Annotated in this window: 15 protein-coding genes; 2 read left to right on the top strand and 13 right to left on the bottom strand. The window is 57.8% G+C overall.

Annotated elements, in window-relative coordinates; translation table 11 throughout:
* Window positions 1–16: 16 nt before the first annotated feature.
* Both ABIB00_RS14205 and ABIB00_RS14200 read left to right on the top strand, forming a co-directional pair.
* Entirely contained in the window at window positions 17–3328 is a 3312-nt protein-coding gene (locus ABIB00_RS14205; RefSeq protein WP_502917813.1) for a DUF4082 domain-containing protein, read from the top strand.
* Between the two features lie 210 nt (window positions 3329–3538).
* Window positions 3539–4342 (top strand): hypothetical protein, encoded by an 804-nt coding sequence (locus ABIB00_RS14200; RefSeq protein ID WP_354104764.1) that lies wholly within the window; start codon window positions 3539–3541, stop codon window positions 4340–4342.
* Between the two features lie 181 nt (window positions 4343–4523).
* Here ABIB00_RS14200 and ABIB00_RS14195 read toward each other — a convergent pair whose 3' ends face one another.
* The 13 genes from ABIB00_RS14195 to ABIB00_RS14135 form a co-directional block, all read right to left on the bottom strand.
* A complete protein-coding gene (locus tag ABIB00_RS14195; protein WP_354104763.1) occupies window positions 4524–5237 on the bottom strand; it encodes a methyltransferase domain-containing protein in 714 nt (237 codons plus the stop codon).
* A 220-nt stretch (window positions 5238–5457) separates the two neighbouring features.
* Complete coding sequence (locus ABIB00_RS14190) at window positions 5458–6066, bottom strand: transglutaminase-like cysteine peptidase (RefSeq protein ID WP_354104762.1); 609 nt, start codon at window positions 6064–6066, stop codon at window positions 5458–5460.
* An 808-nt stretch (window positions 6067–6874) separates the two neighbouring features.
* Window positions 6875–7471: a 2OG-Fe(II) oxygenase gene (locus tag ABIB00_RS14185; protein WP_354104761.1), complete on the bottom strand. Its 597-nt coding sequence runs from the start codon at window positions 7469–7471 to the stop codon at window positions 6875–6877.
* Window positions 7472–7567: 96 nt separating this feature from the next.
* The gene (locus tag ABIB00_RS14180) at window positions 7568–8881 is read right to left on the bottom strand and encodes an HlyD family type I secretion periplasmic adaptor subunit (RefSeq protein ID WP_354104760.1); all 1314 of its coding nucleotides are present in this window, start codon (window positions 8879–8881) and stop codon (window positions 7568–7570) included.
* A complete protein-coding gene (locus ABIB00_RS14175; protein WP_354104777.1) occupies window positions 8878–10635 on the bottom strand; it encodes a type I secretion system permease/ATPase in 1758 nt (585 codons plus the stop codon). The genes ABIB00_RS14180 and ABIB00_RS14175 overlap by 4 nt, the downstream gene beginning before the upstream one ends.
* A 268-nt stretch (window positions 10636–10903) precedes the next feature.
* Window positions 10904–13300 (bottom strand): Ig-like domain-containing protein, encoded by a 2397-nt coding sequence (locus ABIB00_RS14170; protein ID WP_354104759.1) that lies wholly within the window; start codon window positions 13298–13300, stop codon window positions 10904–10906.
* A gap of 480 nt (window positions 13301–13780) precedes the next feature.
* Entirely contained in the window at window positions 13781–13942 is a 162-nt protein-coding gene (locus ABIB00_RS14165; protein WP_354104758.1) for a hypothetical protein, read from the bottom strand.
* The gene (locus ABIB00_RS14160) at window positions 13939–14976 is read right to left on the bottom strand and encodes a glycosyltransferase family protein (protein WP_354104757.1); all 1038 of its coding nucleotides are present in this window, start codon (window positions 14974–14976) and stop codon (window positions 13939–13941) included. Before ABIB00_RS14160 ends, ABIB00_RS14165 begins: the two co-directional genes overlap by 4 nt.
* Window positions 14977–15084: 108 nt before the next feature.
* Entirely contained in the window at window positions 15085–15810 is a 726-nt protein-coding gene (locus ABIB00_RS14155) for a polysaccharide deacetylase family protein (RefSeq protein ID WP_354104756.1), read from the bottom strand.
* Complete coding sequence (locus tag ABIB00_RS14150; RefSeq protein ID WP_354104755.1) at window positions 15807–16973, bottom strand: glycosyltransferase family 4 protein; 1167 nt, start codon at window positions 16971–16973, stop codon at window positions 15807–15809. Before ABIB00_RS14150 ends, ABIB00_RS14155 begins: the two co-directional genes overlap by 4 nt.
* Before the next feature lie 637 nt (window positions 16974–17610).
* Complete coding sequence (locus ABIB00_RS14145) at window positions 17611–18477, bottom strand: glycosyltransferase family 32 protein (RefSeq protein WP_354104754.1); 867 nt, start codon at window positions 18475–18477, stop codon at window positions 17611–17613.
* Window positions 18478–18749: 272 nt separating this feature from the next.
* Window positions 18750–20132 carry an O-antigen ligase family protein gene (locus ABIB00_RS14140; RefSeq protein ID WP_354104753.1) on the bottom strand — a complete coding sequence of 461 codons (1383 nt, stop codon included), beginning with the start codon at window positions 20130–20132 and terminating at the stop codon, window positions 18750–18752.
* A 98-nt stretch (window positions 20133–20230) separates the two neighbouring features.
* On the bottom strand, window positions 20231–21238 hold the full coding sequence (locus ABIB00_RS14135; RefSeq protein WP_354104752.1) for a glycosyltransferase family 2 protein: 1008 nt from the start codon (window positions 21236–21238) through the stop codon (window positions 20231–20233).
* Window positions 21239–21610 lie beyond the last annotated feature (372 nt).

The following is a 21610-nucleotide window of genomic DNA, read 5'->3' as shown; positions in this document are numbered from 1 at the left end:
GGCCGCCACGACCTACGTGGTCTCTGTCAATATCAACAGCTACTACGTCTCCACCACCCAAGGCTTCGCCTCCGGCCTCAGCAATGGTGGCCTGAGCGCTGCGGCCGGCGCCGGCGTCTACGACTTGACAAAGGGTATTTTTCCGACCGCTATCTATCAGAATACAAACTACTTCCGCGACGTCGTGTTTGCCGCGGGCTCGTCAAATCCCAACAATCGCCCCGGCGCCGTGAGCGTCAGCGGGACCCCGACGCAGAACCAGATTTTGACTGCGACGGTGAGCGATACGGACGGAGTGCCCGGTACCATCTCGTATCAGTGGCAACAGAGCACGAACGGCAGCACGTGGACCAACATCACTGGCGCGACCGCGAAAACGCTGACCCTGGGGCAGGCCCAGGTCGGCAACTTCATACGTGCCACCGCCTTCTACACGGACCTGCTGGGCAGCAGCGAAACCCCGGTGAGCTCCGCGACCGCAACGGCGGTGGCCAATGTCAACGACCTCGGCGTCGTCGCGATCAACGGCACGGCGAGCCAGAACCAAACGCTGATGGCCAACGTCACGGATCCTGACGGCGTGCCCGCCAGCATCACCTATCACTGGCAGAGCAGCCCCGACGGCACGACGTGGACCAATCTGGCCGCCACGACCTCGAGCCTCACCCTCGACAGCAGCCTGGTCGGCAAGCGGATTCGGGTGAACACGACCTACACCGACCTGCTTGGCACCAGCGAGAACGTGACGAGCGCGGCCACCGCGACGGTTGCAGCTGCGAGTTCGGGTACCACTCTGCTCACCACCCAAACGCCGTCCATCACCAATGCCACTGACGGGATCGGGGCCGATTATGAGCTGGGGATGCGCTTCACCAGCGACACGTCCGGCGTGATCCAGGCAATCCGCTACTACAAGGCCTCGAACGAGACCGGCACCCATATTGGCCACATCTGGTCGGCCACCGGCCAGGAGCTGGCGACGGTCACGTTCACCAACGAAGGCGCATCGGGTTGGCAGCAGCAGGCGCTCGCCACCCCGCTCACCATCGCGGCCGCCACGACCTACGTGGTCTCTGTCAATATCAACAGCTACTACGTCTCCACCACCCAAGGCTTCGCCTCCGGCCTCAGCAATGGTGGCCTGAACGCTGCGGCGGGCGCCGGCGTCTTCAACTACAGCGCGGGCGTCTTCCCGACCTCCGCCTATCAGAATACGAACTATTTCCGCGACGTCGTGTTCGCCCAATCCAACGTCATCGCACTGCTTAGCAGTTCCACAATCTATGTCAGTGAAGCCGCGGGCACAGCCACGATCACCGTCGCACGCTCTGGCGACCTTCAGTCTCAAACGACCGTGGAGTACACGACGAATGAAATTGGCACCGGTGGCACGGCTACGGCGGGGCTGGATTACACCCAACCCACGTTCAATGGTCGGGTGAACACCGGGCAGATCGTCTTCGGACCCGGAGAGAGCACCAAGAGCTTCACCATCCCGATTGTGAACGATCAGCTCACCGAGGGCACTGAGACGTTCGCTGTCGGGCTTCAGAATCCCAGTTCCGGCTCTCTTGGAGCCCCGCGCACTGTGCTCGTCTCCATCGTCGACGACGACTCACCCATCTCGATCGCAATGGCGGACGCCGCCGTGAGCGTTGCCGAGGGCACACCGACAGCGACGATCACGCTGCTGCGCAGCGGCAATGCCAGTCAAGCTGCCACGATCGGCTTCACAACAAGTAACGGCAGCGCGGTCTCGGGATTGGACTACACAGCCACGTCCGGCACGGTGACCTTCGCCGTTGGCCAGGTGACCCAGACCATCACGGTTCCGATCATCAACGATACGACACCGGAGAGCGACGAGACCTTCACCGTCACCTTGAGCAACCCGACGGGCGCCACTCTCGGCGCACAGGCGACGACGACAGTGAAGATCCTCGACAATGACAACCCCGACCTCGGCAATCTGGTGGGCCAGACGGCCGTGACCGGGCTGAACGAACCAACAGCGATCGATTGGACTCCCGACGGCCGCTACATGCTCGTCGCGCAGAAAGACGGCGTGGTACGCGTGGTGGACAACGGCACCCTGCGATCTACGCCGCTCATCGATCTTTCGAGCGAGGTAAATGACGTCGGCGATCGCGGACTTCTCGGCATCGCGGTGAACCCGAATTTCTTCGCAGGCAGCCCCTATGTCTACCTGCTTTACACCTACGATCCGCCCGAGACGGCGGGCCAGACGGGACTCGCAGGACCCGATCAGGCCGGGAATCGCCCTTCTCGTCTGGTGAGGGTGACTGTCAACCCTAACACAATGGTCGCCGATCCGGCGAGCGAGTTCGTACTCGTCGGCAAGAACAGCATTTGGGCGTATACGAGTCAGCCGGACATGGACAGCAACGGCGATCCCAGCATTCCTCCATCAGGTATCGTCAACGGCACCACCATAACGGCCCCCGCCAGCCAGATAGAGACCGGAACGCAGGACAACGATCCGAACCACGCGGGGATTCAGAACCAAAACATTCGCGATTATCTGGCGACGGACGGCGACTCGCATTCCATCGGCGCCGTTCATTTTGGCCCCGACGGCTATCTCTATCTCACCGTGGGCGACGGTACGTCATACAATTTCGCGGACTCTCGTGCAGTGCGAGTCCAAGACACCCACAATCTCTCCGGCAAGCTGTTGCGGATCGATCCGACCACAGGTGAAGGAGCGCCCGGAAATCCATTCTATCAGGCCAGCGATCCCAACAGTAATCAGTCGAAGGTCTTCTACTACGGCGTCCGCAACTCTTATCGCTTCAGCTTCGATCCGGTCACCAATCTGCCCGTGCTCGGAGATGTGGGTTGGGACAGCTGGGAGGAGCTCGATACCGGCCCGGCCGGATCGAACTTCGGATGGCCCTATCTCGAGGGTCCGAACAAAACCGCCAGCTACCAGGACCTCGCCCAGGCGATCACCTTCTACAACAATGGCAACCGCAACAATACGACCGACCCGCCTGCCGTAGCTCCCATCCTAGCTGAGAGCCACGGTGCTCCGGACAATTTCCACGTGATAACAGCGGGAGATTTCTACAACCAGAACACCATTTTCTTCGACGATGTCTACAACGGAACGATCTTCGCTGCGACCTTGAACGCAAGCCGGCAAGTTGCCAGCGTCCAGTTGGTGGACAACAACGCGCAAGGCATCGTCGACCTGCAAAAAGGCCCCGATGGGTGGCTCTACGGAGCCGATATATTCGATGGCACAATCCGACGTTGGGTGGACCCCTCAGCCGCGCCCGCTCTGGGGCTCGCTGTCGGCTCCTGACGGATGCCGGCCATAGTAAGCGTCGAACTGTGACCGTTCGGGGACAGCTATTGCTCGTGCCGTGTGGAATGGCACGAACTTCGATGTTCGGGAAGTGACCCTGATGCGGCCAATGGTGCTTTTCCTAACCCCGATTGTGAGCCCTGCCAGTTATATCGAATCCCAATTGCGCGAAAAGTTGCAGAAGATCGAGGCCGTTCAGGGGGACTGATGAGAGTTGCAAAAATATTGACGTCTATTGCGTCGATCTCCTTGAGTTTGGGGACCGGAGCAATGCCGCCGACCGCCGCGGCTCAAGAGCAGAAATCCAATCCTGCCCCAGCTAACTCGTCGCCTGCTCCTGCAGCAGCCCCCGCTCCTACTTCTGAACCCGCTCCGTCATCGATGCCTTCGAGTGGACCGCCACTTTCCTTTGACGATGCGCGGTTTACCAGTGCTGTCTCCTACAGCCGTCTGGATAATGGCGTACCGGATGGTGGATCAATCACAGATCGAAGCTATATCTATTATGAAGTTGGCGATAACACGGTTGGCTGCTGGGGCAGCTGCACATTGACAAGACTCCGAATACAATCTCGCGAATGTATCCGAGCGATCAAGGGCAATATCGCAATTTCGGACTCTTATCTTGAGGCGACCGGACAAGACGATGACCACGCCGACGTGATCCAGGCCTATGGCCCCGGCAATCACGGAACGATTACTCTGCGCAATACTTCCATTGTCGCGCACAACACCTCCGCGACCGCCGGGATATTTGTCGCCGACAACTGGAAGCCCGATCTGGTTGATCTAGAAAACGTCATGTTCCATGGCGGGCCTTTTGGTCTGCGTCTTCACGCCGATGGTTACATGAACGCACACTTACGAATGAAGAACGTGTGCTTCGTCGGACCGTTCCGCTTCCGCAAGTTCTTCATCACCGACTTTATTATCGATGAGTGGACCAACGTGAATGATTGCGTCATTCAAAATGGTCAGCTTGTTGTCGTAAGACCGATCCGACGCCCCTGAGGGCACTTTGAGAGAACGCAAGATTTCCCGAGGAGCCGCTCAGCCGACGCTGGGCAGCATGCGCGCTCGAACAAATGGCGTCGAGACTTGGGCGAGGCCGAATGGTAACCGCAAGCCAGTACGTCCATCCTGGCCCGCAGTCATCAAATAGCTCAGGGTACTACTTCGATCGGGTCTGAACTTACTTGTCTGACGTGATCTCAGAATTCTTCCGAACTGCCATAAGTGACTTGGTCATTCCAAGATATTTTTCCGGGATGACGGCGGCATCGGGAAAAAGCGCGGAAAACATCCGCCGGTCGAGTAAGGACGAAGACTGAACGGTCCTCATCGCCTCATCGACGGTTGCCGCTTTGGACCAATAAGGGCCCAACTTGCGGGTCATGACCAGCCGGAACTTAAGGGACTCGGGGAGCCAATGCAGGAGTGGCGTTCTCGCGTGAGGCTCGATCGGAAACCAGAAATAGGGTGTTTGTACAAAGTAGTTTGGAGCGATTCTGCGGATCTCCTTCGCCATTGACATCATGTCCGACCATTGACCTACATGTTCGATCACGGAATTCGAGTGGATCACGTCGAAGCTGTTGTTGGCGAATTCAGGCATGTGACAGGCGTTCCCGTGCAGGAATATAAATCCCGGTTGGGCTGCAGGTTGCGCGTCGTCCAAGTTTACCAGGGTTATTTCGACAGGCCTGCCTATCAGTTTTCTCTTGTCCTTCCAGTAGGATTCAACTCCGCCGACGTCGAGAATCCGCAGAGCACGCCCCATCGTCGGAATCGAATTGATGAGGTCGAGAAATATGGAAAATCGGGCCAGCCTAAAACTGCTCGACGCTGCCCTCTCGTAACCACCAATCTCGATCGCCGGGGAAGTCGCCATTTCAATCTTTCTCAATGGGAAGTTTGGATCCTATTATATACGGTATATTTAATTTCGCTTCAAATAAAAACGACGATATTATTCCTCTGGGCTAGGCCAGATGGAACGAGCAAGCCTGAGGGCTTACTCGCACGAACCGAATCCGAATCCCAGCGCGCTGCTGAGAGCACCCGGAAAGGCCGGGGAGATTTCCAGGAACAGCGCGCAAGGCCTCCGCCACATCAGCCAATCATACTCATGGCCGACTGATCGTCGCCCACACGCGATTATTGTCGGGTATCTGTACGCGAACCCAGCGATAGGGCGTCTGCGACCATGGCTTGATTTGCGGCGTAAGATTGTCGAGAACGAAATCGCCGCGGCGGGTGCGTACGAGAAGCACCAAATGGTGTTCTCCAGAACCGAGGACGACTTCGCTCAATAACAGCACTCGCGCTGGCCAGCCAAGCTGAAGCAACTCGTGGCGCTTGCTCACCGCGTAGTCATTGCAATCGCCGTGATTGGGATTGATGACCCACTCCTCACCGGCAAGGCCGAGCTCGTTGCGAGCCGGCACAATGGCGAGGTTGACTGCGCGATTGACCTCTTGCAGAGCCGCCCACCGGTCCTCGGTCAGGCGGATCAGCCCACCGCGAAATGATCGCCGCTGCAGACATTCCGCCTCATAGCGCAGGCAGAACGCGGTGTGCGCAAAGGGTGGTAGCGTCGGGCTTCCCAGCGCGATGTGCTGATTGATTGCGCTCAGCGTCGCCGGCAGGGCCGTGCGCCCTGCGCGCGCCCATTCAGTTCCGCCGATCACGGCAGCGAGCGCCGCCGCGACGACCGAGCCGTACGCACGATTCATCCGCCGATCCCTCGTAAACGCCAGATTGAGGCTCGGATCCATTGGCAGTGCGGAAGCGGAAAGCACTGCGGCAAGTATTATTTAACTCTATTTAAAATGAATTATTAATTCAATAAAAATAATTATTTATTTCTTTCAGTGGAGTCTTTAATATCCTTGCGACATGGTGTTGGCCCCGGGCATGGGCGCACATCAACCGCTTTGGCAATGGAGCGCTCCATTGCGGCCACATCGCTTCTGCGAGGGGCCGTCGGCCCTGGCAGAGGCCCTGGACCCTCACTGGCGAAGACTTGGATCGGTATTGGAAGGCTCACCCCAGGCAATCTCTAGGGTTGCTCGGAAGCGCCCAATCGAGATTGATGCAGGCGCGAAAGCTGTCCACCCTTGTGTCTTATCTCTGGCGGCCTCAGAACCCTTGAGCCACGCCTTCCGGCTCCAGACATATTGTACAGGCTGGGCGTCAGCTCGGTGCTCGTTGAATGCGGAGCCCGAGTGGTTTGGTGCACTCGGGGCCCCATCATTCCTCGTTTGGCAACGGCTCAGCGTCCCTCGAATGCCCGTCCCACCTGAACCTGCGGCGGCTCGAGAGGGCAGGACAGCGCAGTGCGACGTGACATGCTGACTGGCCGACCCGAGTTTCTCCAGCTCCTTCGGCATCAGGATGATGCGATCGCTGTGTTGGCTACTGCCGGCACGCTGTTCGCGCCGAACAAACTTGACCTCAGGGCCTTCGGATGCAACCCGACGAGTAGTTCTTGTCGCTAATCGCCCAACTCACGGCGCGTCCGCGAGCTCTGCGTCCCCTTGTTCAGTTGAATCTCTTTTTCGTCTTGAACATCAACGTTATCCGCAGCAATGGACAAATTCTTGAGATTCCTCTTGCGGCGTGTGGAACATTCCCCTGGAAAAGCACTAGACGATTTGGACGTGGCAGTACGGCTGCAACGATATCTGGTGGAGGCTGTTGAGTCAGGAAGACGGTCTCACCCGCCCAATTAGGGTCCCAAGTTGGATTAGAATAAAAGACTGCCGTGTAGTCATTGGGATCGGCCGAATCCAAATGAGCTGAGCCGTCGCATCCGTACGGATAACCGTTTGCATAGCACCTCATCAGCGTGTGATCTTTGAAAATCGACCGCTCCAAGAGGCTCCACATTTTCCAGATGACTGGAGCTTCGTTCAACAAGACACCTGAACAATCTGACGTGTCAGCTTCGTCGTATCCACCGGCAAAATGCTTGTACCAATAGCGATAACTGCCGGGTGCCTTGAATGATACTGCTCCAAATTTCCACGATGTACTTTGCAGATAGTCTTGAACGTCGGCCAACAAGTGCTGTTCTAAGACATCGTCATAAAGACGAATGACCGGGTCTTCTGAGAGTATGATTGGCCGCGATGTCATTTCTCTAATAGCTCCTTCATATGAGCTCAGTGCTCGTTGATAAACAACCCCGGTGCTGGTGCACTCGGGGCTGTGTCATTCGTGTCCAGCGACGACTCAGCGCTCCTTGAATGCGCGCTCCGCCTGGTCGTGCAGCGGCTTGAGCAGATAGGACAACGCGGTCCGACCTCCCGTCTTGATGAAGACCTCCACCGGCATTCCGGGGAGCAGCTTGGCTGACCCGAGTTTCGCCAGCTCCTCGGGCGTCAGCAGGACGCGGCCCGTGTAGTAACTCGTGCCGGCACGCTGATCCTGTGTGATGTCTGCGGAGACCATGCTGACATCTCCATCGATTTCGGGCGTGGTCTTCTGGTTGAATGCCGCGAAGCGCATCGTCGCGGTCTGCCCCAGATAGACCTGGTCGATATCGCGCGGTGCGATCTTGACCTCAACCGCAAGCGAGTCCGCGTCGGGCACGATCAGCATGATCTGCTCGCCGGGAGAGATTACACCGCCAACCGTGTGGACGCTCAGCTCATGGACACGTCCGGATTGCGGTGCCCTGATATCGACCCGATTCAGTTGATCGACCGCCGCCGTTTTACGCTCGCCCAGCTCAGAGAGTTTCGATCGCGTTTCGATCAGGTCCTTGCCGACTTCCGTTCGTAGGTCCTGGTCGATCTGAATGATCTGGAGGCCGATTTCGGAAATCTTGCCTTTCGACTGAGCAATCATTCCTGCCAGCTGGCTGCGCTCGCCTTCGAGCCGGGCGGCATCGCGCTCGAGAGAATTGAGCCGCGTGATCGGCACCAGATTTTTTTGCCAGAGGCTGCGAACGCCCTCCAGCTCCTGGCGGATGAAATCGACTTCCTTCACCTTGGCCTCGGTCTGCCCTGTATAGCCCTTGATCTCATTTTCCAGCTGCGCGCTTTTCTCCAGCAACTGCGCTTTTTGGCCGCTTCTCGCCTGACGACGCAGGTCGAACAGCTTCCGCTCGGCGGTGATTGCGCGGCTCGCCTCGGAGTTACTCTCGTTGGCCCGGTCGAGCAGCACCTTTGGAAACACAACCTGCTCGGCGCCATCGCGCTCGGCCTCGAGACGAGCCTGCCGCGCGAACAGCTCATCGAGGCTGTTTGTGACGATGGTAGCATTCGCGAGCGTCTGGGTCTCGTCGAGGCGGATCAAGATGTCCCCTGCATTGACCCGGGCGCCCTCCCGCACGCGCAACTCTCCCACGATCCCACCAGTGGAATGCTGAACCTTCTTGACGCTCGAATCCACCACGACCACGCCCTGGGCGATCACCGCGCCAGACAATTGGGTCGTTGTTGCCCAACCGCCGATCCCAAAGGTTACCAAACCGAACATGATCATACCAACGATCATGTAACGCTGGATGGATTGCATCGCCGGTGCCACTTGGCCGTTCATCGACCGCCTCCTTGAGCTTCCGCGACGACCTTGAGCGCTGCGGGATTTCGTAACACTCTCTTGAGAACCTCCTCTCTCTTGCCGAAGGACTGAACCTTGCCTTCCCCAAGGCACAAGACATGGTCCACACCTTCCAGCGCCTTCGGACGATGGGCGACAACGGCGACAATTCCTCCCCGGCGGCGCACGTTCAGGATCGCCTCGGTCAAGGCCTCCTCGCCCTCGGCATCGAGATTGGAAGACGGCTCATCAAGCACTACTAGGAAGGGCTTGCCGAAAAATGCGCGCGCGAGTCCGATACGCTGCCGCTGACCCGCCGACAGCGCGAGCCCTCCCTCGCCAATCTTCGTGCTGTAGCCGTCCGGGAGGGAAAGGATGAGCTGGTGCGCGCCCGCAGCATGTGAGGCTTCCAGAACAGCAGCGGCCGTTGCCTCCGGGTCGAACCGAGCAATGTTCATTGCGATGCTGCCGTCGAACAATTCAACGTCCTGAGGCAGATAACCGATGTGCTTGCCAAGGGTGTCTGAAGACCAGTGATCGAGCGCGGCATTGTCGAGCCGGACCCTGCCTCGAATGCACGGCCACACCCCAACCAGTGCACGAGCCAACGTCGACTTGCCGGATCCGCTCGGACCAATAATTCCAACCGCCTGCCCGCTCCGCAGCTGGAACGATACTTCGCTGAGTGTGGGCCTCTCGGAGTTCGGGGCGCCAATATAGAGTTGCTCGACGGTGAGGGTTTCAACAGGCGCCGGCAATGCCAAGCGCTTCTCCTCGTTGGGCAGAAGCTTCAGCAAGTGATCGAGCCGTTGCCCCGATTGCCGCGCGGCAACGAAACCTTTCCAGTTCGCAATAGCCATTTCGACGGGCGCCAGTGCACGCGCGGTGAGAATCGATCCGGCAATGATGATGCCCGCGCTCGATTCCTGGTTGATGACGAGGACGGCGCCAACGGCGAGAACAAGGGATTGCAAAATCGCCCGAAAGATCTTGGAGGCGCCACCGAGTCCGTTTGCGGCATCGCTGGCCCGCTCATGGGCGGCGAGGTACTTCGCGTTGGCATCCCGCCATCGGAAAGCCGCTTGTTGCCGCATGCCCATGGCCTGCAGAACCTCGGCATTTCGCCGCCCCTCGAGCGCAAGGGCAGTTCGCGAAACGGCCAGGCGCGAGGACGCCTTTGCCGGCCCTCGGGTGCGTGTTTCCGTGAGCATCGTAATGCCGACCAGCACCAGCGCGCCGGCCAGCGCAGTGACGCCGATCCAGAAGTGAAAGAGGAAGCAGACGCCGAGATAGATCGGCATCCAAGGCAGATCGAAGAGCGCCGTCGGTCCTCCGCTCGACAGGAAGCTGCGGACCTGATCAAGGTCCCGTACCGGCTGCAAGCCATCGCCATCGGCCCTGGTCTTGAGAGGCAAGCGAACAAGCGCGTCGAAGATCCGAACGCCGAGCCTTTCATCGAAATACCGGCCGACCCGGGCGCTGATCCTGCTCCTGACGAGGTCGAGCCCACCCTGAAACAGGTAAAGAACCGTGGCCAAAACCAAAAGGGCGATCAGCGTCGGTATGCTGCGCCCGGGCAGCACCCGATCATAGACTTGCAGCATGAAAAACGACCCGGTGAGCATAAGGAGATTACTCATCCCGCTGAAGGCCGCGAGAGCCCAGAAAACCCGGCGGCAAGAGCGCAGGAAAGCCGACATCTCTGATTGGGGCTCGTCATAATGCTCCGCCGGCCGGGGTCGACCAGCGAACATCCGTTGCCGCAGGATTTCGATTGCGCGCTTTGCCCAGGCGATCAGTCGCGGCGTCGGCAGTTCGGCGTCATCCGCCGACCGTCGTCCACCCGACCATAATCCTGACAAATGCAAAAGTGGAATTCGATAGAGATTCGCAGGCGGGGGGATCACCCCCCGCCGTCCAAAGTCAGTCATGGCACCCGCCCTTGAAAGATGCCTCGGAAGATCCCCCAAGAGATCCCCGCGGCAGTTGTTGAGTACTAATCTGTGTGGTGTGCCCGCCCCCTTACGCGAAGTGGAAGTCGTGGCTGTTCAACGCATCCAGCTTGGTGTTCTTCAGCGTGAGCGTGTCGCTCCCCGTCGCGATGACGACGTCGGGGCCTGACTGGGCCGCGTGGGAGAGAACGCTCGCAAAACTGTCGAATACGCTCTTGCTGAATTGGACCGTGTCGTGAGCGGGTCCACTGGCAGCGAAGTCCTTGATGACGTCATGGCCGAACTTCGACGCAAACACGAAAGTGTCGGCCTGGCTGCTGCCAACGAAGGTGTCGTTGCCAGAAGTGCCCTTCAGTGTCGTGTTGCCCGTCGAAGCGACGAACGTACTGCCAGAAGTAGCCGCGACCTGACTGGTGCTCGCCGATGCCGTGGAGGACGCAGCTGTAGTGGAAGCACCGATCTGCCCGTCACCGTTGAGATCCTGATGGAAGCTCGTCTCGAGCGATTTGAGACCAGAGTCCGTCCCCGACACGAAACCACCCGACGAGGAGCCGGTCAGCGTGCTGACATGGGAAACGTAGTTGCCGTTGTTGTCGGTGTTCCAGGCCGTATAGACTCCGGAGCCCTCCTTCCAGACAACCTGATAGCCCGTCGCCGTCTTCTCCGCACCAATCGGTGCCCAAGTGCCATCCGATCCATCGACAAAATCCACACCGTGGCTCTTCAGCGAGGGGCCTGCTCCGCTGCTGTCCTTGAGGTAATATTTGCCGCTGCCCTCAACGAGAGTTGTCGCGCCAGCCGACTCGACAACCTTACTGGGAGTCGGCGACGTCGGCGTGGTTGCAGTGGAAGTACCGATTTGCCCATCGCCGTTGAGATCCTGATGGAAGCTCGTCTCAAGCGACTTAAGGCCAGCGTCCGAACCCGACACGTAGCCACCCGACGTGGAGCCGGTCAGGGTGCCGACATGGGAAACGTAGTTGCCATTGTTGTCGGTGTTCCAGGCAGTGTAATGACCGCCGCCTTCTTTCCAGACAACCTGATAGCCCGTCGCCGTCTTCTCCGCACCGATCGGTGCCCAGGTGCCATCTGACCCGTCCGCAAAATCCACACCGTGGCTCTTCAGCGAGGGGCCCGAGCCGGTGCTGCTGTTCAGGTAATATTTGCCGCCGCTCTCAACGAGAGTTGTCGCACCAGCCGACTCGATTTGGTGACCAGAAGTTGGCGAAGTCGGTGTGGCCGGCGCCGAGGTGCCGATGCTGGCCGTGACCGCGGTCGATGCCGCACCGGTGTTGCCTGCCGCGTCCACTGCCTTCGCGATTAGGCTGTGCGAACCAGCCGCCAGAGCAGCGGTGGTATAGGTCCACACGCCACTGCTGTTGGCAGTCGCGCTACCGATCTGGGTCGTGCCGTCGAACACCTTCACCACGCTGCTCGCTTCGGCGTTGCCGGACATCGCCATCTGATTGCCACTGTTCACCGTATGGCTGCCGATGGTCGGCGCAGTCGGCGCCTTGGTGTCGACGGTAACGGCCAGCGCAGACGACGTCGCGCTCATTTGACCCGACGCGTTGGTCGACGTCGCGGTGAGCGTGTGCTTGGCGTCAGTCAGGACCTTCGTGATGTAGTCCCAGCTACCGGTCGAACTCGCAGTCGTCGTGCCGAGCTGGGTCGAACCGTCGAAGATCGTGACGGTGCTACCAGCAGCAGCGGTCCCCTTGAGTTCAAGCGTATTGTCCTTGGTGATCTTGTCACCAGCGACGCCGCTGTCGTCTGAGAACGAAGCGATAGTGGGCGCATCCGGTGCGCTCGGTGTCGTCGGCGCAGTCGGTGCGCTCGACCCTTCAACCGGCCAAGGCGGCGGGATGAGATCACCCGGAACGAGTTGACCATTCACGATTGTTGCGGAACGTACATTTTCCCACTGAGTAATGTGTATGGGCGCATTGACCTCCTGGAAGAGATAGGTCGTTCCCACAAAATATACGTCCTTTAGGGAGACGTTGATATCGCTGGTGTCCGCCGCGATACGCAAACCAAACTGGCCACCTTCGAACACCACATTTTCGTAGGTAAATGTCCCACTGTATTCGTCTGCAACGAACATCCCAGCGGTGTCATTGCCATTGGCGTGGCCGACGATTGTCGTGTTCTTGACTGTCACATTCCCGGTGCCGCCAGGAGCATAGGCCTGAATGCCATCGGCGTGATCGCCGGCTTCTCCCGTCGTTTCAATATAAGAATTGCTAATGGTTATATCGCCGCTTCCCGCGATGCGTACGCCTTCTCTCGCGTCGATACGGACGTGATCGAGGTTAAATGAGCCAAAGCCTCCGACGACCGCGTCACCGCTGAAATCGGTAATGCTTGCGTTCGAAAGTGTCCCGCCAGCGGGAAGCGCGCCCCCAGTCGAGTTCGTAACGTTGCTGAACATCGGATCATCCCAGCTCAGAGGAATGGTCGCCATCTAGTTTTCTCCTAGTAGATTAGATTTGATTTACCCTAGGCACGCGCCCATTTCGATTTCCCCGAGCGACGGTACCCAAGCGCGGCCCTGCTGGCGCAGCGCCGTTGGGTTCCTCTTCTCGACGGGGGGAGGCTTTTTTGCGACGACACGACGGCCCGCCCAAGGTCATTTCTTAACTATCTCGACCAAAGTCGCACCGCGTGAATTTAAATGCGACGACAATTCCTTAGTTCGATCAAGCACTCGTGCACCGTTGAAAGAGGCTCAGAGAGAACGAACGAAGACATACTGACGTATGCTTGATTCCAAGGTTGCCGCCATCAACAGTTGGCGGCTCGCCAGGAGCGGCCCCTACAGCAGGAAACCAATTCAATATTCAATGTCGGTATTATATCCCGCCAGATGCTTTCGCTGAGGGACTTGAGCCGCTGGAAGAAGGTGAGGACTCGCCACCCAGGACTATGTGTCGCAACGATCACTTCACCTGCGGACATCAAGCGCATAACCGTCGTTGATCTTCAGTTCGATTGCTGCTGGACGATAACAGATCGACGATGGCCATGCCGGCGGAGCCTCCGCGATTTCAGCGAATTCAAATCCGTGGCCGGTGCCGAGATACTGGTCGGGATTGTCCCAGATCAATCGAACCGTTGCGGTGCGGGCGCGGCATCCGGCCGCCCAGTCTTGCCTTTGGCGCCGTCGAGCAAACCTACGAGAGCGACTCTTCCGGCCGACAAGGAGCCTTTGAGCACGTAGCGCACCACGAACAACAGTCCGACTCCGAAATGGCAAATCCAGCGCGATCCCGCAAAGCGCCGCGCATAGACAATGCCATTGCGGGCAGACAAATAGATCGAGAGATGCGAGCGCTTCTCGGGGGCAACGGCCGAGCCGATGGTCGTTCCTCCAATGTGGCGAATGATGGCCTTGCTCGCGAAGCCGATGCGGTGCTTTCCCCGCCGCCGTCCCCAATCCAGATCTTCCATATAAAGGAAATAATCCTCAGCCATGAGACCGACGTCTTCGACGAACGCTCGCGTTGCCAGAACACACGCCCCGCTTACCGCATCGATCCGGTCGAGGTCCTCGACAGAGGGTGCACTGCCAATTGGCGCATTTCTTCCTATGGCAACAACACGGCCTGTCGTTCGAGACCAACACAGTCCGTAGTTGATGATCTTGTCGGGGGTATTGTGGAAGACCAGGCTTCCGCCCACCATGCCGAACCCCTCGGCAGACTTGGCAATCAATTCAGACAGGCCGCGGCTGTCCACTTCGGTATCGGGATTCAGGACAAGCACCGAACCCCAACCGGGAACGCCGAGCAATGGCTCGAGCCACGCATTGACCCCGCCTCCGTAACCGAGGTTATCGATTGCGAGTCCGACTCGGACAGTATTCGTGCGATCCTGAAACCGGCATTTGACCACTTCGGCCAGTCGCTTCCGTGGCTGGTCAAGAGTATCCGACGCATCCGAAATTCGTTGCAACGTTCGGTCCGGTCCCACGAGCACAGCCAGCAGTTTCCGGTAGGCTGCTTCCCCACCATTTTCGCAAATGAAAATCTCGAACTGATCCCAATCCGAACGAGCGAGCGACTTCAAGCAGCGATCGACGTCATCGGCATTGCGGTAGGAGACGATGATGACGGCGAGGTTGACGCTAGCGGTCGACATAGTCCAGACACCTTCTCATTTGCCCTCCACGATGAAGAGGGACCACCGCCAACCTAAACGCTTGCGCAGCTCCGAATGCGACGTCCGACAGAGCCCGACCCAGAGAAGCTATCGATATCGCCAGCGCATCAGTGGGCGATAGAGCCCAAGTCTTGTACTGATCCGCCAGCCAAAGGCGCGCATCGCATTCGGATCAAGCAAGTGCTGGCGCATGTATTCCGCATCCATGTTGTTCGTCAGGCAAAGGCGGGAATAGAGGAAGGGCTCGAACCCGCGATGATGCCCAAGCTGAATTGTAAAGAGGTGTGTGTAGCCAGCCCTTAGCGCCGCCTCCCAGACCCGTCGGGAGAAGCGTCCGTATGGAAAAGCGAAAAGAGTAACCTCTTGCCCGAGGCGATCCTCAAGCATCGACTTCGACACCCCAAGCTCGCGGTCGAGGTTTGCATCTGAAACAGTCGTCAAATCGACGTGGGCCATGCCATGTGAGCCGATCGCAACGCCACTCCTGCCGAGCTCCTCAATCATTCCCCAGCTCATACGTCCGGGCGAGCCTACCAAGTCTACCGGGATAAAAGACATGAACCCTGGAATCCGACCGGACGTCATGTAACGAGCATAGACTTGCGTGTAGTCAGAAAGAAATCCATCGTCGAAAGTCAAGAGGACACCACCGGTGCGGCTGGCCTTCGGATCGGGGCAATGCCTCAGAAAACTCTGAGGCGAGACCAGCCCATCCGAGCAAAGCGAGAGATGCGCCTCGAACGTGTCGTGCGTCAGGGACCACGCGTTCGAAGGCGAGGCTTCCACCAACTCGTGGTAGTTCAGGACAATCATAGAGTTTGTATCAGATTTGAGACCTGCTGGGCCCAAGCCTGCCAGTTCAATCGGGCCTCGAAGGCATCACGGCTCGATTGTCTCAGGCGAGCCAGCCGATCCTGATCCGCAAAGGTCTCGAAGATGACCCGCGCATAATCCGCCTTCTTCGCATCCCGCGGCAACAAGATGCCCGTCTCTCCGTCACGGATAGCACAGGAGACACCACCGGTGGCAGGCGCGACGCTCGGTACGCCGTGGGCTGCCGCTTCGCAAAACACGATGCCGTAGCAATCTGCCCGGGTCGGCAGCAGAAAGAAATCCGCGTCGCGATAGAGTTGATCGAGCCGGTCGCGCTGCTCACGATCATTCTTGTTGAGGTAAGGAATGATCGTCAGGCCATCCTGGTTGATAGGCTTGGGCGGAGTGCATCCGCAGATCACGAGCTCCATCTCCAGGCCCCTGTCCTTTAGTTCGGCGAGAGCCCCGATCGCGATGTCCGCGCCCTTCTCTTCCCAATTGGCACCGATGAAGAGGAGCCGGCACGGACCCGGCTTGCGGCGCCCCAGCACAGACTCACGCTTGGGTGCTTCTTTAAGATTGGCGCCCCAGGGAATGACATGCACCCGCGTGGGGTCGGCACCGTAATCTCTAACAGCAGATTCGGCGGCCCATTCCGACGGGTAGAGGACCAGATCAGCACGTGCGATCGTATCGCGTTCCAGGCGTTCTGCTACCTCCCGGGCGTTGCGCGATAAGTTCCGATAGTTCGGATGGTAATTGTCGACCAGCCGAAAGGTCGCGTCGGACGCGTAGACGAGGGGAATGCCCTTGGGCACTCCCCAGGCGAAGGTGGAGCCGGCGGGCGCGAAGACGAAATCGGGCGCGACAGCGTGGATTTTGCGCGCAGCGTCCGCGGCATATTGTGCAACGACTGGCCCCGCATGGAATGGGGAGAGGCCCCGCCCGTGAAAGGCACGGCGAACTTTGGAATAGGTCTTGTAAAGAGGCAGCATCGGTGCGCTGAGGGGACCGATTTGGACCACCTCGTGACCTTCGGCTGCGAGAGATTCGGCCATATGAAAGGGAGTGCCGGACCAGAACCTGACTTCGCTTGCGTCGCCGATCGTCGCGAAGCCGATCCGCCGCGCCGTTTGCCTGCCGGAGAGGTGGCACTGGCTCATCTTGTCGCCTCACACGGCGCAAACGACCGTACAAAAAGGAGCATGGCACCTTTCGGAAAGAGGCGTTCCGCCATTTTCCGCGCTGATTCAATGATGGGAATCTCGGCAGATCTCCCCCTCCTCGCGCCGCTGACGAAGCTGGGAGACATGGATAATTCGACGAACTCTGCTGAGAGATCCCGAAACGGTTCGGCGCGATGATGAAGCATTCCCAAAATCCGACCTTACCCTAGCCCGGATCGAAGAGGCTCATCAGGCGCGGACATCGCAGACAACAGCGCCTCAAAACGAGTCTCAATATCCTCAGAACAGCAAAAACTTACGATCATACCTGCAAATTCGACAATAAGGCTCCCCTGCTCCACTCCGATCTAACTCCTCCGAGCCCAATATTGTGTCGCAGTCCTGCCATGATGCCGGCCGGTTATATTATCCTAGCATTATATTTATAATGTAATCTATCTAATTCGGTTATGGCTGACGCGACGATCCGCTACACAAGACACGGCTGTAAAAGGCGCTTCGTATGCAAGCGCACCCCATCGCCGCGGGTGCCATATCTGCGTTCGTTGTCCTGCCACTGAACATTCCTCCAGTGGCGGTTGTGGGGCTCAAGTGCTCATCAGGCTTGGGGAGGCTAAGGAGCGGAGCGCTTTGGTACGCCAGGGGCTTTAAAGTAGCGGTATACATTGCGCACCTGGGAATAGATGTGATGCGCTGGAGTGGAAAACCATCCGTCCATCGTGACGATGGGGTCTGAGAGCACCCCGTAATACCTGCCGAAAAGATTGGAGTGATCGCTATATATGTTGAACTGCAGTGACAGCTCCGTCTCGTTTGCGACCATGCGGTAACTGTTGCTACTCATCAGCGGCTCGATAGCCAACGTATACGCTATGGGGCCCGTTGTTCTCCAGACGCCCTTGTTTCCGACGCCATGCACCCACGATCGGTAATTCTGAATATTCGCCAGAACGCGCTCAATCACCGCCTTCAGAAATGGATGACCGGCCGCGGCTATGATATGCCACTGTTGCAATTCGCGCTTCCTGTCCGCGCCAAACTCTTTGTGCACGCCCCAGCCCGCGTGCGGCTCTCCGGGGCTGTTCCGCCAAAGCGACAGAATGAACCTATCGTCTAATCGAATGACTCCGTCGAGCGGCTGGACAGTTGTGCTTTTGATATCGATATAGACGCCGCCGCACTTGTACAGCAGGAGATAGCGGAAGAGATCAGCCCGCGCCGCTCCGTACTGCGGATTGATCTTGTGAAACAGGTTCGCGATTTCCGGGCCATAGTGCTTGACGATGAAGCTATTGATCGCTTGATCGTCGTACAGTCGGTGTTCCCAGCCGGGGTTCATCGCTTTGATGGCTCGTATATTGTTTGCCAAGCAGATCGGTAACGGACTCTTTGAGAAATATATTTGGTGAATAATTCGCGGAATCTGTCGAATCTGAAGCCCCGCATCAAAGGTCGGAGTTCGAATATCCTGGATGGCCATGACAGATACCTTCGCTCGAACTAGCAGATAGGCCACGAAACACTGCGCAAGAACCGCTCAAAGACACTCAGCCTTGCTACAATCCCGGCGTCCCATTCGTCGCCGAGTACTTATTCGCGGCATTCGCTAGTGCCAGGCCTGCGAAACGAGAGAGGAAATCCCGATCGGCATGCTCGCCAACGGCTGGGTACCATTTGCGATCACTCCAGAACTGACGCTCCGCTATGTGGCCCGCGAGCCACGGCCTCGCAGCAAAACGCGCTTCCGCTAATTTAATCACTCCAAGTCTCCGCCGCTCTTGCGGCTCTATCGCGCAGTACCGCGGTTTCCGCGAGGTTCGCTCGCATCCCGGCAAAGACAGCAATAAGAATGAAACAGATGCCCCAAAAATGGACTATGAACCCCACAAAAACGATAGTTGCTATGACAATGCCCAGCGCAACTGACAGCCGTCCCTCTTCAGGAGTGAGATGAGGTGATCTGTCGATCGCACCAAGCCAGCATGAGCTCACAAGCGTCAAAAGGATCAGTGCGCTTCCAGGAATTCCATAGTTCATTGCAGCGCCAAGCCAAAAGGCATCCACGCTCGCACTCACAAGCGCCCCATGAGACTGCCAATTCCAGTCGCCGTTCAAGCCAATTCCGAAGATCGGCGAACCGAGTACGACAGGCCCCCCGGCCTCCCAGATCGCTTGACGGTACCAAGCCGCCTCGGCACTCACTCCGCCAAGGCGTACAAGGGTCACGACAGGCTTGCCAGAGAAAGTGAAAACAGTAACGAGAAGAACTGTCACAGCCAGTCCGACCAGCTTCCATCGAGTGGTAAAGCGAGGCGTCGCAGCGTAAAAAATCGCCAGAGCAAATCCGATCACATACGCCAGTAATGGACTCCGCGCCTGCGAAACCGACACACCGACGAGCGCGATGCCTGCAACAGCCCAGCCGAATACCCGGGTCCTGAACGTAGTAAAAGCCAACGTCCCGAACCAAACGCAAACGGCGCCGAATAATATCGAATGTTCCAGGGGACCCATAGCGCGAATGCCCCCGTTCCTGAATAATGTCTCGGACTTCAACGCTAACGCGTCCTCATAACTAGGTTTCACATAACCAGTAATGCCTTTGACGAAGTCGTAGGTGAATAGCCTATCAGTCAGAGGGTCGAGAAGCGCGATACCGATGACCACAATAATCAGCTTACAGGAGAAGCGTGCGAGTCCCACGGGACTATCGCCCGGAGCGGGAAGATACCGGAAACACAAATATGCACCGGTGAATGAAATTGCCTCTATCCCGGATCCCTTGAGACCCGTGAGACCATCCGTAATGGTGGCAGCCAAGATCATCCAAATGCCCGCAAGCGGAGCCACAAAATCAGATGGGACGCGGACTACAGTTCGCCTGTCGCGCTGGGAGAGCCGCGATATCGCCACCATCGACATCACAAAAATCAGAACTCGAGCGACGGTGAGGCGAAAGTCCCCGATGAAGAACGATAGACCCTCGGGCAGAAAGATCGTGACCAATAATAGCTTGAGATATAGCTCGGAACTTGAGGGCGAACGGTCTGCAGCGCGCCTAACTAGACTCTGCTGCCGATCCGGCAGATAGGCAATTTGAAAACCCGGGTTCAATTCTAAGCTTTTGCGGCTCATAGCGAATACCTCGAACTCCCAAGACATCCCGCCAACAAGAAGCAGCGCTCAAACTCGAGGCGCCCCATCAGGTCGACCATTCCGTCCTGACAAGCGCTTCATTTCGTCGTCTCCAAGGGAATCGCCAGGAAGTCGCGACGCAACCGACTTGTCAGGCTGGGTGGCATCAGCGCGTAGGCAAGTGCCTTGTAATAGTATGGATCCGTGGGATGCAGACGAGCACATCGCCAAGCCGTTCTTAGGGCTGATAACCGACGGTTTGAACGACGTGAATCCAATACGCTGTTGATAAAATGCGCAGCGATATTGTTGTCCATCAAGCTGTTACGGGATCCAGGACCCTTATCATCGCATTGTTGCTCGAACCGCAGACCTCGCCGCTCGCACGCTCTGCTAAAAGCCTCAAACTCGAATTGCTTGCGCCACGTCGGCGCACGCCGGGTGAGTGAATTGGGAAGAATGCGGTACGCATAAAGGCACTCGCCCAATACAATCATCGGGTGCTGTTCGCCAATTCTCAATATGTAATCGTAGGTCTCGGCAACCTGCAATGAAGGCGCGAAACGCATATGGCCGACCAACGACATTCGAAACATTCCTGTGGGATCAAGAGCCGGCATTCGAAAAGCTCTGTTCTCGGATCGGCAATGGTCCTCGCTTTTCGGTGAAAACACGGGGGCCATAAATGTCCCGTCGATAATAAGCTCGTTACCGCAGAATACGGCAGCCAAATGCGGCTTGTTCAGCAGCGCACGAAGTTGCTTTTCGATTCTGGTTGGGTGGCTGATGTCATCCGCGTCTTGAATTGCGTAGTACTCGCCGCGGATCTGATCGAGCGCTCGATTGATAGCCATAGGCTTGCCTGAATTCGCCTGATGGATCACGCGAATACGCTCGTCTATCAGTAAATCCTGAACTGTTTCGAAACAGCCGTCCGTGCTGCCATCATCGATAATGACGATATCTAGCTTCGTATAGGTCTGATCGATGACGCTCAGCAGCGAAGGCCGAAAATACTCCCCTGCATTGTAAACGCACATCACAACAGTGACGAGGGGTTGGTCAGCCATCCCTTCAGCTTTGGGCGAAAGTGCTTGGGACGGCATGAAGAGCTCCTGGTCAGTAGAGGACAGTGTTTTGTCTTCGACGGGCTGGCATGTCTAGGATGGGTCCTGCTGTCGAGCGCGAGACGGTGATTGACTTTGCGGCAGCTCGCAAAGCGAGTTTCAAAGGCGACGGACTCCGGCCCTAGGACAAATTGCACGCTCTCGGCGACGCGCGCACTCACATCATCAATCCCTGACATGGCCTCTCGTCAGCTTGTCCGGAAAGCCGGTATGTTCCCACCTCCATGGTTCCGACCGCGGCTCTGTTCAGCCCGAAATCTAACCATTTAAATCACATTAGTCGGATGAAGAAAATAGGTTTATCCAGCGCCAGCCAATTAAATCAAGGATAATTAGCGACTTCAACGCAGG

It is taken from the genome of Bradyrhizobium sp. LB14.3, from assembly GCF_040547985.1.
Classification (GTDB): domain Bacteria; phylum Pseudomonadota; class Alphaproteobacteria; order Rhizobiales; family Xanthobacteraceae; genus Bradyrhizobium.
The sequence above is the reverse complement of the archived record's forward strand: the minus strand, read 5'-3'. Positions and strand labels throughout refer to the sequence as shown.